The following is a 14,910-nucleotide window of genomic DNA, read 5'->3' as shown; positions in this document are numbered from 1 at the left end:
CGGGCGCGCCCCGGACCCGTGCTAGCGTGATCTGTTCTCCCGCCGCGCCCTCCTCGGTACGGTTCCCCTCAGAGGAAGGCTCCCCGTGAGCGAATCAGCACGCGCCGACTCCACTCCCACGCCCGCGCTGCCGCCGGTGGCGTCCTTCGCGGAGCTGGGGCTGCCGGCCGAGGTGCTGCGCACGCTCGACGAACACGGGGTGAGCGAGCCGTTCCCCATCCAGGCGGCCGCGCTGCCGAACGTGCTGGCGGGCCGGGACGTGCTCGGCCGCGGGCGCACCGGATCGGGCAAGACGCTCGCCTTCGGCCTGGGGTTGCTCGCCCGCACGGCCGGACGCCGCGCACAGCCCAAGCAGCCGCTCGTGCTCGTCCTGGTGCCCACGCGGGAGCTGGCACAGCAGGTCGGCGAGGCGCTCGCCCCGTACGCGCAGGCGCTGAAGCTGCGGCTGGCGACCGTCGTCGGCGGTGTCTCCATCGGCCGGCAGTCCGCCGCGCTGCGGGAGGGCGCCGAGATCGTGATCGCGACGCCCGGCCGGCTGCACGACCTGATCCAGCGCAAGGACTGCCGTCTGGACCGGGTGCGCATCACGGTCCTGGACGAGGCCGACCAGATGTGCGACATGGGATTCCTGCCGCAGGTCACCGAGGCCCTGGACCAGGTGCGTCCCGACGGGCAGCGGATGCTGTTCTCGGCCACCCTCGACCGCGACGTCGACTCACTGGTCGCCCGCTACCTCCACGACCCCGCCGTCCACGAGGTCGACCCGTCGGCCGGAGCCGTCGACGCCATCGCGCACCACGTCCTGCTCGTGCACGGACCGGACCGGTACGCCGTGGCCACGGAGATCGCCGCCCGCGACGGCCGCGTCCTGATGTTCCTGGACACCAAGCACGGCGTCGACCAGCTCACCCGCCATCTGCGGGCCAGCGGGGTCGCCGCCGCGGGCCTGCACAGCGGCAAGGCCCAGCCGCAGCGCACCCGCACCCTGGCGCAGTTCAAGAACGGGCAGGTCACCGCCCTGGTCGCGACCAATGTCGCGGCGCGCGGGCTGCACATCGACGATCTCGACCTGGTGGTCAGCGTCTCCCCGGCGACGGACCCGAAGGACTATCTGCACCGGGCGGGCCGCACGGCCCGGGCCGGCCGCTCCGGCACGGTCGTCACCCTGGTGCTCTCGGGCGAGCGCCGGGAGGCGAGCCGGGTGCTGGCGGAGGCCGGGGTCCGGGCCACGACCACCAAGGTGCGCTCCGGCGAGGCGGAACTGAGCCGGATCACCGGCGCCCGCAAGCCCTCCGGCGTCCCGCTCGACGGCGGTCCCGCCGCGGCCCGGCCCAAGAACCACAACGAGCCGTTCCGGGGCCTGGGCAGCAGGAAGGACAAGAGCAACTCCGGGGCCGGTTCCGGTTCCGGCGGCAGGTCGTCCCGCAAGTCGAGCGAGGCCCGCAAACTGGCCGAGGCCCGCAAGGCGGCCCGGGTGCGGCGCGGCGGCTGACGGCTCGACGGCGGGCGGTCAGCCCAGCCGCTTGAGCAGTTCCGTGGCGAGCGGCGCCGAGGAGGCCGGGTTCTGGCCGGTGACGAGGTTGCGGTCGGTGACCACCTTCGGCGCCCAAGGCTCGCCCACGAGGACCCGTACCCCGGCCTCGGTGAGCCGGTCCTGGAGGAGCCACTTCGCCCGGTCCGCGAGACCGGCCTGCGTCTCCTCCTCGTTGGTGAACGCGGCGACCTCGTAGCCCCGGAACACGTTCGTGCCGTCCTCGCGCGTCGCGGCGAGCAGGGCGGCCGGGCCGTGGCAGACGACGCCGAGCGGCTTGCCGGAGTCGAGGGCGGCCGTCAGCAGCGCGCCGGAGTCGGCGTCGACGGCGAGGTCCTCCATGGGCCCGTGACCGCCCGGGTAGAAGACGGCGGCGTAGTCGTCGAGGTCCACCTCCTCCAGCTTCAGCGGCGACCGCAGCTCCGTCATGGTGTCGAGTGCGCGCGCGATCCGGTCGGCGCCCTCCTGGCCGCCGTTCATCTCCGGCGCGAGGCTTCCCTGGTCCACGGTGGGCACGACTCCGCCGGGCGTGGCGACGACGACCTCGTGGCCCGCGGCCTTGAACGCCTCGTACGGGGCGGCGGCCTCCTCGGCCCAGAAGCCGGTGGGGTGCGGGGTGCCGTCGGCGAGGGTCCAGTGGTCCGCGCCGGTGACGACGAAAAGAATCTTCGACATGGGGGTCAGCTCCGTGTTCCGCGAGGGGGTACGAGGATCGGTCACCTCGACCGTAAAACCGATCCGCCCCCGTGTTCCACCGGAGAGGAGCTACGAGGTGGCTCCGCCCCCGAGCAACCGCGCGAGCACCAGCATCGTCTCCAGGCGGCCCTGCCCGCTCGGCTGGGCGTCCCTGGTCACCGCGGCGATCTGCCGCAGCCGGTAGCGCACCGTCTGCTCGTGGACGTACAGGCGCCGGGCCGTCACGACGGCGTTGTCGCCGCTGTCGAGGTAGGCGAACAGGGTGCGCAGCAGCGGGGCCCGGCGCCGCTCGGGCAGTTCCAGCAGCGGTCCCAGGGTCCGGACGGCCGCCGCGTCCAGCAGATCGCCAGCCCGCGAGGCGGTGAGCGTGCCGAGATGGTCGGCGCAGCGCAGCGGCCGGCCCGCGGGCAGCACACCGCGGCGCACGAGCTCGACGGCGTGCCGCGCCCAGCGCAGCGAGTCGGCGGCCCGGCCGACCGGCACCAGCGGGCCGAGCGCGGCGCCCCTCGTGCGCGGCAGCGGAAGCCCGGCGCGCTCGCCGGGCAGGATCAGATACGGCGCGTCGGGCGCGTCCTGCACCAGCACCTCGTCGGGCAGCGCCGCCGCGCGGGGCACCGTGCCCGGTGGCAGGGCGACCACCGCCACCGCGTCCGGCAACGGCCAGGCGGCCGCCTCGGCGAGCGCGGTGAGCGAGGCGCCGTCGACGGGGAGGTCCGCGACCAGCGCGTCCCGCAGCCGCGCCCGCCGCCCGTCGAGCGCCGAGCGCGGCCCGTCCTCCTGGGCGAAGCCGGCAAGCGCGGACTCGGTCGCCGCGCGGATCAGCACGAACGTCGTCTCGATCAGGCACCCGAGTGTCGACTCCGGCCAGTGGAACCGGTACGCGGCCCTGATCAGCCGCCGACGGGCCACCTGGCCCGCGACGCCCAGGGCCGTGCCCAGCGTGTCGACCGGATGGCCGGACCGGCAGTGCTGGGCGCCGAGCCGCTCGTAGAGGGCGGTGAGGTCCGACAGCGGGGCTGCCGCGCCGGGCCCGGGCGCCCCGAGCGCGGCGAGGAACAGGTGCACGGTCCGGTCGACGACCCGGTGCACCGTGAAGTCCCTGGTGCGGTTGAACGCGTCGGCATAGGCGGGGAGCCGGGCGGTGACCTCGTGCTCCATCTCCGCCACGGCGGCCGGGACGTACCGGCCGAGCAGGCGGCGCAGCTCGTGCGGGGGAGGCGCGGAGGGGAACGGATGCGCCAGAGCGGTGGTCATGGGGGTCTCCAGCAGAGGCGGGGATCCTGGGGGGAATCTGTAGGGGTTCTGCGGGGGTACGCCATGGTGGTGTCCCCGCGCCCCCGGCGCCAGACGTAACCTCCCGCCGCGCCGAACGGTGTCATGTATCTGACAGTTCTGTCGGCCCCCATGCTCACCGGCCCCTAGGAAACCGGCGCGGGCCCGCTGATTCCGAGTCCGGTCCGCGGTGCGAGCGCCAGCACCCCGACCTTGCCGATGTGCCGTCCGCTCTGCACGAGGCGGGCCGCCTCCGCCGTCTCCTCCAGCGGGTACGTCACCGACAGCGCGGGCCGCAGCCGGCCCAGCTCCACCAGGCGCTGCATGGCGGCCAGTTCGTCGAGGTTGACGCCGTGGCTGCCGATGACGCGCTTGAGCCGCATCCACAGGTAGCGGTTGTCGAACTCGTGCTGGTAGCCGGTGGTCGAGCCGCACGTCACCACAGTGCCGCCGCGCCCGACCACGTACACGGACACGCCGAAGGTCGCCCGGCCGACATGCTCGAAGACGATGTGCGGGTCCTCGCCGACCTCCTTCCTGATCAGCGCGCCGAGGCGGCGCCCCGGCACGGACGGGTCCTCGGGCACCCCGCCGTCGAGGCCGATCTCGCGCCGGTCGATCACGACGTGGCAGCCGAACTCCCGCGCCGCGCGCGCCTTCTCCTCGCTGCCGACGACACCGACGGCGATACCGCCACCGCCGCGCACGAGCTGCGCCGCGTACGCGCCGAGGCCGCCCGCGGCGCCCCAGATGAGGACGACGTCGCCCTGCTTCATCCGGGCGCCCCGCTCGCTGACGAGCATCCGGTACGCGGTGCCCGCGCACAGCGGGTTGCTGGCCGCCTCCTCCCACGTCAAGTGGGCTGGTTTCGGCAGGAGTTGGTTGGCGCGGGCGACGCAGTAGTGGGCGAGGCCGCCGAAGTTCGTCTCGAAGCCCCAGGCGAGCTGTGAGGCGCCGCGCATCCCGTCGGCGTGCGTCGCCGGGTCCTCGTCGTCGACGTACACGGGTGAGACGACCACCCGGTCGCCGACCCGCCAGCGCCGCACGCCCGCGCCCGCGCGCACGACCACTCCGGCCGCGTCCGAGCCGATGACGTGCTGCGGGGCGTCATGCCGTGCCGCCCAGCCGCCGTCGCGGCCGAACTTGCGCAGGAAGGAGAAGGTGGACAGCGGCTCGAACATCGCCGACCACACGGTGTTGTGGTTGATGCCGCTGGCGAGCACCGCCACCAACACTTCGTCCGGGGCGAGTTCGGGCATCGGGACCCGGCCGACGTGGATCGACTTGCGGACGTCCTTGTCGTCGACACCGGTGAACGTGCCGACGTCCTCGGCCCGCAGGTGCGCGGCCACGTAGTCGTCCGGTACCGGTAACCGGCCGAGGGTGTCGGGCGGCGCGTCGGCCAGTACCGCTTCGGCGAGCGGATCGAGTTCCATGACGTTCCTTCCGGGCGTGAGGGTGTGGCGGAGGGGTCAGTTGCCGGTGAGTCCGAGGCCCGCGGCGAGCGTCGGCCACGACGCCTCGAACTCGCCCTGCCAGGACGACCAGCCGTGCGTGCCGCCCTGGTACAGATGGGTCTGCGCGGGCACGCCCAGCGCCGCCAGGCGTGCGGTGAACTGCTTCGCCTGTCCCCACAACGTGCCCTCCAGGACGCCGCCTTCGAGGTTCCCGAAGTCGGTGCTGGGGATGCCGCTGCCCTGCGAGAGGTACAGGCGAGTGCCCTTGAGCCGGTCGGCCAGGGCGTACGGGTTGTGCGCGGTCCAGTTCGCGCGCTGCAGGATCGCGTTGCCCCACAACATGCCGGGCAGTTGCAGCTCCCGGGCCACGATCGCGCTCACGACGGTGACCATGCCGAGCGCGGTCGTGTCGAGGACGCCGCTGTACGAGGCGGCCGCGGCGAACGTGCCGGGCCTGCGCGCCGCGAACGCCAGCGCGCCGTACCCGCCGGTGGACACCCCAGCGACGGCCCGCCGCTCGCCCGCGTGGAACGCGCCGCGCAGCAGATGCATCACCTCGTCGACCTGGAACGTCTCGTAGTCGGGCGAACTCCGCCCGAGATTCCACCAGTCGGTGGGGATCCCGGTCGGCCCCGAGGACGGCATGACGGTGATGACGTCCTGGTCGGCGAGGAACGTCTCGATGTCCGTCTCCCGCGTCCACGACGTGTAGTCGTCGTGCGCGCCCTGCAACAGATAGAGGACGGGCCGCTCCCGGTCGGGCGCGCTCGCGTAGGAGGCGGGCAGCAGCACCCGCACCGGCACGTCGGCGCCCACGGCGGGGGAGCGGACGGTCAGATCGACCGTCCGGTCGTCCAGCCAGGTCTGCCCGACGATCGTGGCCCCGTCGGCGGCCCGTACCCCCTGCCCGACGGCCGTCACCGGCGCGCCCTGCGCCGTCGAGGCGCCGAGCGCGCCGCCGGTGGCGAAGAGGGCGACGGCGGCCACGAGCGCGGTCGAGCGGGCGCGGGCCGGTCTGCGGGGACGGCGCATGAGGACTCCAAGTGCAATGGGGTACGGGTCAGTTGGTGGCGAGGTCGCGGGTCAGGGCGGCGGCGAGATCGTCGACCACCGGCGGATCGAGCAGCGCCAGGTGGTGCCCGGTGAGCGGGGTGACGGTGAGATCGGTGCAGTACGCGTCCCAGCCGAGCGCTGTGTCGGTGCGCTCGTAGCGGGCGTCGCGCACCGTGTGCGGCGCGGGCAGCGTCGCCCGGTACAGCAGGGTGCGCCCCGCGTAGGGGCCCGGGGTGTGCCGTTCACCGCTGCGCAGATCGAGGTACGAGGTCCGCTGATGCGCGAGCACCGACGCGGGCAGCTCGACGGCCTGTTCCAGGAGCTTGAGGACCAGGTCGACCTGCCCGGTGTCGTCCAGCGCCCCCAAGTCCTCATAGGGGAGCCTGAGTTCGGCTCCATAGGTGGCGGCGATGTACGCGGCGAAGTCCGCGAAGCGGCGCCGTGCCTCGTCGGCCGGGGTCCGGGCCGGCGGCGCCGGGAGCGGCAGCACCGAGTCGACGAGGACGAGCGCCGGCACCGTGCCGTGCCGGGACAGCAGCCGCGCGGTCTCCTGGGCCACGAGCCCGCCGTACGACCAGCCGCCCACCGCCCACGGACCCGCGGGCCGGATCGCACGGATGCGGGACGCGAACTCGGCGGCCCGGGCCCGCACGTCGTCGGGCCGCTCGACCCGGTCGAAGCCGAACACCGGGCGCCGCCCGTCGAGCCGCGCCGCGAGCCGCCCGTACACGTCGCTCGAACCCCCCGCGGCATGGCACAGGAACAGCGGGGCACCGGGGCCGTCGCCGGGGAACGTGCGCAGGAGACCGGGCGTGCCGGAGTGCGCGGCGGGCACGGAGGGATCGGGGAGGAGGGGTGAGGCCGTGCCGGGCCCGCCGTCCAGCAGCTCCGCGACGCCCCGCAGCGTCCCCCGCCGCAGCAGCGCGCCCGGCTCCACCTCCACCCCGAACTCCCGCTCCACGGCGGTCCTGATGCGGACGGCGGTGAGGGAGTCGAGGCCCAGCTCGGTGAGCGGCACGTCCGGGTCGAGACGGTCGGGCCCGAAGCCCATCACCCCGGCGACCACGGCCCGCAACCGGTCCAGAGGCGTGGCGCGAACCCCCTCGGTGTCCGGCTCAGGGGTCTCGGGCGTCTCGGGTGTCTCGCCGAACCAGAACCGCCGGTGCCGCCACCGCGGCGAGGGCACGTCGACGATCCGTCCGCCGGGGTGCAGCGTCTCGCGCGCCGACGGCACCGGCACCCCGTGCACGAGCAGCGTCGCGAGCGAGGTGCGGAACGCGACCGCGTCGTCGGTGCCGCGGCGCAGCGTCGGCACGATCAGCGCGTCCGGCGCGCCCGCCGCCTCCAGGGTGCGGGTCAGCGGATGCAACTGCGTCGGATGCGGGGCGACTTCGACGAAGACGCGATGCCCGTCGTCGGCCGCCGCGCGCACCGCCTGCGCGAACCGCACCGGACGGCGCAGGTTGTGCCGCCAGTACGCCGTGTCGCAGGGATCGCCGGCCCGCGGATCGTCCAGGACCGTGGAGTAGCGTCGGCACAGCGGGGGCGCGCAGGACACCGTGCCCAGCTCCCAGGCGAACTCGTCGAGCAGCGGCTCCACGTCCGGCGAGTGCCCCGCCGCGGTCACCGGCAGGGTCCGCGCGAAGCCCCCGTCGGCGGTGACCCGGGCGACGAGCGCCGCCACGTCGTCGGCCGAACCGGTGACCACGCACTGCTCGGGCGAGGCGTGCACCGCGATGTGCACCGACGGCAGCGTGCCCGCCACGTCGGCGACGGCGTCGGCCGGCTGATCGACCACGGCCATCGCGCCGCCGCGCAGCGTCGCGAGGAGCCGGGACCGCACGGCGACGATGCGCGCGCCCGTCGTCGGGTCGAGGGCCTGCGCGGCGACGGCCGCCGCAATCTCGCCGAGCGAGTGCCCGATGACCGCCGCGGGCTCGACCCCGTAGGACCGCCACAGCTCGGCGAGCGCGACCTGAAGCCCGTACAGGACGGGCATGACGACGTCGGGCGACGACAGGTCGGCGCCGGGTTCGGTCGCGGCGCGCAGGGACACTCCGGCGTGCTCGCGCAGGACGGGTTCGAGCCGGTCGACGGTGGCCGCGAACACCGGTTCCGATGCGAGGAGCCGACGGCCCATGCCGGGCCACTGCGAGCCGTAGCCGGAGAACACCCAGACCGGGCCCGGGGCACCCGCGCGCAGCGGCGGCCGGTCCACCGTGACGAGACGGGCGTCCGGGGATCCGGCGGCGAAGCGGTGCAGGGCGGTCGCCGCCCCGGCCCGGTCGTGGGTCACGACGGCCGCCCGCGCCCGGCCCCGGCCGGTCCGGCCCGCCAGGGTCGTGCCGAGGTCCGTGAGGCGGGCCGGACCGCTGCCGGGGGAGTCGAGCCAGTCCGCCAGCTCGCCCGCCTGGGCGCGCAGCCGGGAAGGGGTCGGCGCGTCGAGCAGCAGTACCGACGGCCGGTCCGCCGGACCGGCGTCCGCCCCGGGCGGGACCCGGTGCTCGGCGAGCGCCACATGCGCGTTGGTGCCGCTGAACCCGAACGCGGATACGCCCGCCGTCGCCGTGCCCGAGTAGCGGGGCCACGGCTCGGGCTCCGCGACGACCCGCAGGCCGAGCGCGTCGAGGTCCAGGTGCGGTCCCGGCGCGGTGAAGTGCAGCTGCGGCGGCAGCTCGTCGTGGTGCAGGGCGAGCACCGTCTTGATGAGGCCGGCGATCCCGGCGGCGGCCTCCAGATGCCCGAGGTTCGTCTTCACCGAGCCGAGCAGCAGCGGCTGTCGAGGAAGGCGGCCCCGGCCGAGCGCGGCGCCGAGCGCGGCAGCCTCGACCGGGTCGCCGAGCGGCGTGCCGGTTCCGTGCGCCTCCACGTAGTCGACCAACGGGCCTCCGGAGCCGTGCACTTGGCGAACGAGGGCGCGCTGCGCGGAGCCGTTCGGCGCGGTCAGGCCGTTCGACCGGCCGTCGCTGTTCACTCCGGTACCGGTGATCACGGCGAGGATCCGGTCACCGTCCCGCTCCGCGTCCGCGAGCCGCTTGAGGACGACGACCCCGCAGCCCTCCCCGCGCACCATGCCGTCGGCGGCGGCGTCGAAGGCCTTGCAGCGGCCGTCCGCCGCCAGCGCGCCCGCCCGCTGGAAACCGAGCGTCACGGCGGGCGACAGCAGCACGTTCACCCCGGCCGCGAGCGCCACGTCCGACGTGCCCTCCGCCAGACTGCGCACCGCGTGGTCGACGACCACCAGCGACGAGGAGCACGCCGTGTCCACGGCCAGGGAGGGGCCCCGCAGATCCAGCAGGTACGACAGCCGGCCCGCGGTCACGCTCAGCGCGCCGCCCGACGCGGTCCACGGGGTCACCGACTCCGGCCGGGCCGCTGTGAGATGGGCGTACTCGGTGCCGCTGACCCCGACGAACACCCCGGTCCGCGAGCCCGCGAGCGAGGGCGCGGGCAGCGCCGCGTGGTCGAGCGCCTCCCGCGCCACCTCCAGGAGCAGCCGCTGCTGCGGATCGAGCGCGACGGCCTCGTCCACGCCGATCCCGAAGAACTCGGCGTCGAAAGCAGCCAGTTGATCGCCCCTGTCGTCACGGAGGAAGCCGCCGTGCCGGGACAGTCCGGCGGGCAGCTCCGAGCCCGGCGGCACGAAGGGATCCCAGCGGCCCTCGGGCACCGTCGTGACGGCGTCCCGCTCCTCGGTGAGCAGCCGCCAGTACGCGGCCGGGGAGTCGGCGCCGCCGGGGAAGCGACAGCCGAGACCGACGACGGCGACCGGTGAACTTCCTTGGTGGGAAGGTGCGTTGTCCTGGACCGGCTCCTCGGGTTCGGTCAGCGCCGCCAGCAGCGCGGCCGGGGTCGGCGACTCCCACAGCAGGGTCGCGGGCAGCCGCCGCCCCACCGCCTCCCCGAGCAGTGCCGTGAGCGCGACGGCGTCGCGCGAGGTGAGGCCCAGTTCGGCGAGCGGCCGGTCGTCCGTCACCTCCTCGGGCGCGACTCCGTACCAGGCGCCGAGCCGGGTGACCAGCAGCTCGCGGATCCCTTCGGCACCGCCCGTCCCGTCGCCCCGGCCGTTCACTCCGTCACCCCCGCCGGGAACGGCCGGAGATCTCCGGCGAGGAGACGCTCCCGGCACGCCGCCCGCGCCACCTTCCCGCTCGACGTGCGCGGCACCGAGTCCGCCGGGACGAGCAGCAGCGCGGCGAGGCGCAGCCCGTGCCGGGCGGCGACCTCGCCGCGCGCCGCCGCGACAGCCGCCCGCACCGACGCCTCCTCCGGAGCCGCGTCGCGCCGCGCCTCGGCGACGACCACCAGCTCCTCGCCCTCGTCGGCGCCGCCGGAGTGCGGGACGAGGAAGGCCGCGAGCCGGTCCCGGCGCACCAGCTCCACCACGGACTGCACGGTCTCCTCCACGTCCTGCGGATAGTGATTGCGGCCGTCGACGACGATGAGGTCCTTGAGGCGGCCCGTCACCAGCAGCCGCCCGTCGTGCAGCGCCCCCAGATCGCCGGTGCGCAGCCATCCGCCGCGGAACGTCTCCGCCGAGCGCTCGGGCTGCTTCCAGTAGCCCGCGCCGACGTTCGGCCCGCGCACCACGATCTCCCCGACCAGGTCCGCGCCGAGCTCCGTGCCCGTGTCCGGGTCCGTGATCCGCACCTCCTGGCCGACCGGACGGCCGCAGTCGACCAGGCGCGCGGTCCCGCCCGGCTCGATCCGGCCCGCCGCGAGCGCCGCCGCGTCGCACTCCACCGTCACCGACGGCTCCGTACGGTCGGCCGCCGTCACGAACACGGTCGCCTCCGCGAGCCCGTACGCGGGACACACCGCCTGTGGCGCGAGCCCCGCGGCGGCGAACACCGTCCGGAACCGCTCAAGGGTGTTGGGCCGCACCGGTTCGCTGCCGTTGAGCAGCGCCGCCACCCGGTCGAGCCGCAGCCCGGCCAGCTCCTCCGCGTCGACGCGCGAGACGCAGTAGTCGTACGCGAAGTTGGGCGCCGCGCTGATCGTCCCCGGATAGCCGCCGAGCAGCCGCAGCCAGCGCACCGGCCGCTCCAGGAACGCCACCGGGTCGAGCAGCACCGAGGAGAACCCCGCGTACACGGGCGCGGCCACGCTCAGCACCAGACCCATGTCGTGGAAGAGCGGCAGCCAGCCGACCGTCGTGGTGCGGCCCGCCGCGGCGCCGAACGCCGTCACCGCCTGCCGGGCGTTGGCGACGACGTTCGCGTGCGTCACCATCACCCCGGACGGGCTGCGGGTGGAGCCCGACGTGTACTGGAGATACGCCACGTCGTCGCCCGCCGGCCGCGGCAGCTCGTCCGCCGCCGGGGCCGGGCCCGCCCCGCTGGTGTCGAGTACGGGGATCCGGCCGTCGACGAACGCCTCCACGGAACCCCGCGACGGACCGTCGGTGAGCACACAGGCCGGTTCGCAGTCCGCCAGAACCGCCGCCAACCGCCCCTCGTGGCCCGGCAGTCCGGGGCCGAAGAGCGGCACCGCGACGACCCCCGCGTACAGGCACCCCAGAAACGCCACCGCGTAGTCGAGGCCCTGCGGCAGCAGCAGCGCGACCCGGTCCGCCGGGCGCACCGTCCGCGCGAGGAGCCCGGCGACCGCGCGGGCCCGCTCCTCCAGGGAGCGCCAGCCCAGGGTCCGGTGCACACCGGGGGAGTGCGGCTCGGGGAAGTCGACCTGGGTGAAGGCCCGGCGGGCGGCACGCTCGGCCGCCCAGTGACGCAGCCGGTCGGTGAGCAGCGGCGCGTCCTCGGGCGGCCCGCCGGCCGGGGCGCAGGCGGTCGGGTCAGTCGTCGGGGAGGTCATGACGGCAACTCCACGGAGGTGACGGACGGTGGGGCAGAGGCCCAAGGTTCCGCTTCGGCGCGTGCGGCAGAAAGACGAGGCGGTGACAGTTCGCGCGGCACCGGATGTCAGCCGGATGACAAGCCGCGCACCCCGAATGGGCATCCCGCGCAGCAGTGCGACCGCCGCTCCGGCCCGGACAATCCCGGTGTCCGACGGGCCAGGCGGAAGGGGAGCGGCACATGCACCGGGGACGACTGTCGGCGCTGCTCCTCCTGCTGTCCCTGGCCGGATTCCTCACCACGCTCGACAACACCGTCATCAACGTGGCGCTGCCCAGCGTGCAGGACGACCTGGGGCTCTCGGTCGCCGGCCTGGAGTGGGTCGCCACCAGCTACGTCCTGTCGTTCGGGGCGCTGCTGCTGGCCGGCGGCCGGCTCACCGACCTCGTCGGGCGCCGCCCGGTGCTCGCCGCCGGCCTCGCCGTGTTCACCCTCGCCTCCGCGGCGGCCGCCCTCGCGGACAGCGGCACCACGCTCGTCGCGGCCCGCGCCGTGCAGGGCACCGGAGCCGCTCTCGTCATCCCGGCGTCCCTCGCGGTCGTCGCCGCCGACCTGCCGGCCCGGCGCCGCGCCACCGCCGTCGGGCTGTGGACGGCCTCGCTGGCCATCGCCCTCGCGCTCGGCCCGGTCATCGGCGGCTTCGTCACCGAACACTGGGGCTGGCACTGGGTGTTCCTGCTCAACGTGCCGTTCGGGGTGCTCGCCCTGCTGCTCGTCCCCGCCGTCCCCGCCGCCCGCGGGCAACGCGCCGCGCGCCTGCCCGCCCTCCTGGACCTGCCCGGCGTCGCCCTCTCCGCGCTCGCCCTGTTCCTCCTGACCTACGCCCTGGTCAAAGGCGGCGAGGACACCTTCAGCACCCCGCCCGTCCCGCTGTGCCTGTGGCTGGCGGCGGCGGCCGGGGCGGCCTTCCTGGTGGTCGAGACCCGCACCTTCCTCCCGGTGGTGGACCTGCGGATGCTGCGCGACCGGTTCCTCGTCGGCGGGGTCGCGGCGCAGGTGCTGTGGGGCATCGGCGTCAACGGAGTCTTCTTCTTCACCGCCCTCTACCTCCAGCACGTGCTCGGCTTCTCCCCGGTGAAGGCGGGCCTCGCGTTCCTGCCGCTGGCCGGAGCCCTGCTGGTCTGCACGCCGTTCGCGGAGCGCGCGGCCCGCCTCCTCGGCGCGCACCGGTCCATCGCCGCAGGGCTCGCCCTGGTCGCGGCGGGCCTCGTCCTCGTCTCCCGCACCGGGGCGCACGCCACGTACGCGGAACTGCAGCCGGGGCTGCTGCTGATCGGCGTCGGCTCGGCGCTCACCACACCGCTGACCGTTCGCTCCGTCGCGGGCGTCCCCGCCACCCGCACCGGCATGGCGTCGGGCCTGGTCAGTGCGGCACGCGAGATCAGCGGCGTGTTCGGCGTCGTTCTCGTCGGCATCGTGCTCACCCGCACCGAACGCGGGGCGTTGCGCGACGGCGCCGACCCGCGTGCCGCCTTCCTCGACGGCTACGACAACGGACTCCAACTGGCCGCCGGATGCGTCCTGTTCGGGGCGCTGGTGACCCTCATCGCGCTCCGCCGCCCGGGACGCCACCGGAACCGCCGACGCCGGCGGCCCCGGTGGAGTCGCCGAGGAGCGTGACGAATCCGTCGGGCCCGCGCACCGCGAGCCGCCCCGTCCGCAGCCAGCCGTCCGGCAGCACGTCCTCGACCTCCCCGACGCGGAGCCTGCTGACCTGGGGGCCGCGCAGCAACAGCTCACCGGCGTCGCCCGGCAGCGCGTCCGCCGCGAGGTTCCCCTCCACCGCGATCCGCACCCGGGTGCCGGGCAGCGCGAGCCCCGCCGTGCCCGAACGGGCGTCCGCCGTCGGCGGGTTGGCGAGCGCGACACCGCAGGCCGCGTCCGGCCCGTACGCCTCCACGATCCGGGCGCCGAACGTCTCCCGCACCCGCCGCCCGGTCGCCGCGTCCAGCGGTGCGGTGAGCACCGCGCGCACCGTGGCGAGCGCCTCCCGCTCGTGCGCGGGACGCTCCAGGAGCCGGACCAGGGTGGCGGGCGGCGCCGCGAGCACGGTCGGCGCGGCCCGGCGTGCGGCCCGCAGCACCGCCGCCGGAGCCGGATCCGGCACCAGGACGGTGCGCGCCCCGACCAACGGCGCCGCCAGCGTCCCGAGGACGAGCCCCCGCACCGTCCACAGCGGCGCCAGCGAGAGCAGCCGTCCCCGACGCCGGGACAACTCCGGATACCAGGCGGCCAGTTGATGCGCGGCCGCCATCAGATGCCGGTGGCACAGCGCGACCGGGGCGCCGCCACGCCTGTACCGGATCACCGCGATGTCGTCGGGCTCCGGGCCGCGCGACCACGGCCGGTCCCGCACCTCGGGCAGCGCTCCCGTGCGGCTGCGGTCGAGGTCCCGCCAGCGGACCACGACCGGGCTCGGCTGACGCCTCACCCGCGGGCGGCCGACGGCGCCGGACGGCGCGGGGCGGGGCCCGGGGACGTCCACCGTCACCAGCACCTCGCAGCCCCACGCCTTGACGGTCTCGGCGTCCGGCTCGCGCGGCACCGCGACGACCACCGGCCCCGCCCGGCCCGCGAGGACGGCGCCCGCCGACCGGTGGTCCGCCGGATGCCACGGCACCAGGACCGCGCCGAGACGCCAGGCGGCCTGGCACAGCACGACCAGCTCCGGGCAGTCCGGCAGCAGCGTGAGCACCCAGGTGCCCCGCCGCACCCCCAGCCGTTCAAGAGCCGCCGCGACCCGCACCGTCGAGCGGCGCAGCGCGCGGTATCCGGTCCTGCGGCCGTGGTGGGACAGCGCCGTGCGGGACCCGAAGCGGCGGGCCGCGTCGTCCAGCAGCGCGGACAGCGGTACCCGGGGCACCGACAGGGACGGCGGCACCCCGTCCGCGTAGAACCGCAGACCCGGCTCGTCCTCGGGGCGTCGCGCGAACACGTCCGTCATGCACGGATGGTGCCGCAGCCCCCACCACCGCCTCTTGTGCGCGCACCCCGAACGTGTCGGTGCGGCCTTGTCAGCACGGTGACAAGACGTAGGGGGCCGCCG

9 protein-coding genes are annotated in these 14,910 nt (G+C 75.4%); 2 read left to right on the top strand and 7 right to left on the bottom strand.

Annotation, left to right across the window (positions count from 1 at the left end):
* The first annotated feature begins 85 nt into the window (after positions 1 to 85).
* Entirely contained in the window at positions 86 to 1,492 is a 1,407-nt protein-coding gene (locus K377_RS13125; RefSeq protein ID WP_111663468.1) for a DEAD/DEAH box helicase, read from the top strand.
* Between the two features lie 18 nt (positions 1,493 to 1,510).
* Here K377_RS13125 and K377_RS13120 read toward each other — a convergent pair whose 3' ends face one another.
* From K377_RS13120 to K377_RS13095, 6 genes are all read right to left on the bottom strand, one after another.
* Positions 1,511 to 2,206, bottom strand: coding sequence for a type 1 glutamine amidotransferase domain-containing protein (locus K377_RS13120; protein ID WP_111663467.1), 696 nt, complete (start codon positions 2,204 to 2,206; stop codon positions 1,511 to 1,513).
* 90 nt (positions 2,207 to 2,296) lie between these two features.
* Positions 2,297 to 3,481, bottom strand: a complete 1,185-nt coding sequence (locus K377_RS13115; RefSeq protein ID WP_111663466.1) for a CdaR family transcriptional regulator — start codon at positions 3,479 to 3,481, stop codon at positions 2,297 to 2,299.
* Positions 3,482 to 3,645: 164 nt separating this feature from the next.
* Positions 3,646 to 4,935 (bottom strand): crotonyl-CoA carboxylase/reductase, encoded by a 1,290-nt coding sequence (gene ccrA / locus K377_RS13110; RefSeq protein WP_111663465.1) that lies wholly within the window; start codon positions 4,933 to 4,935, stop codon positions 3,646 to 3,648.
* Positions 4,936 to 4,971: 36 nt separating this feature from the next.
* Positions 4,972 to 5,988, bottom strand: a complete 1,017-nt coding sequence (locus K377_RS13105) for an alpha/beta hydrolase family protein (protein ID WP_111663464.1) — start codon at positions 5,986 to 5,988, stop codon at positions 4,972 to 4,974.
* Positions 5,989 to 6,016: 28 nt separating this feature from the next.
* A complete protein-coding gene (locus K377_RS13100) occupies positions 6,017 to 10,081 on the bottom strand; it encodes a type I polyketide synthase (RefSeq protein ID WP_111663463.1) in 4,065 nt (1,354 codons plus the stop codon).
* Positions 10,078 to 11,823, bottom strand: a complete 1,746-nt coding sequence (locus tag K377_RS13095; protein WP_111663462.1) for a fatty acyl-AMP ligase — start codon at positions 11,821 to 11,823, stop codon at positions 10,078 to 10,080. The genes K377_RS13100 and K377_RS13095 overlap by 4 nt, the downstream gene beginning before the upstream one ends.
* Positions 11,824 to 12,044: 221 nt before the next feature.
* Between K377_RS13095 and K377_RS13090 the strand changes: the two genes are divergently transcribed.
* Positions 12,045 to 13,484: an MFS transporter gene (locus tag K377_RS13090; RefSeq protein WP_111663461.1), complete on the top strand. Its 1,440-nt coding sequence runs from the start codon at positions 12,045 to 12,047 to the stop codon at positions 13,482 to 13,484.
* On the opposite strand, the gene K377_RS13085 is transcribed toward K377_RS13090, so the two are convergent.
* Positions 13,408 to 14,808, bottom strand: a complete 1,401-nt coding sequence (locus tag K377_RS13085; protein WP_111663460.1) for an AMP-binding protein — start codon at positions 14,806 to 14,808, stop codon at positions 13,408 to 13,410. The two genes, K377_RS13090 and K377_RS13085, sit on opposite strands and share 77 nt — an antisense overlap.
* Between the last annotated feature and the right edge of the window lie 102 nt (positions 14,809 to 14,910).

The sequence above is a fragment of the Streptomyces sp. PsTaAH-137 genome, from assembly GCF_003259365.1.
Classification (GTDB): domain Bacteria; phylum Actinomycetota; class Actinomycetes; order Streptomycetales; family Streptomycetaceae; genus Streptomyces.
Note: the sequence above shows the minus strand (reverse complement) of the source record. Positions and strands in the feature narration are given on the sequence as shown.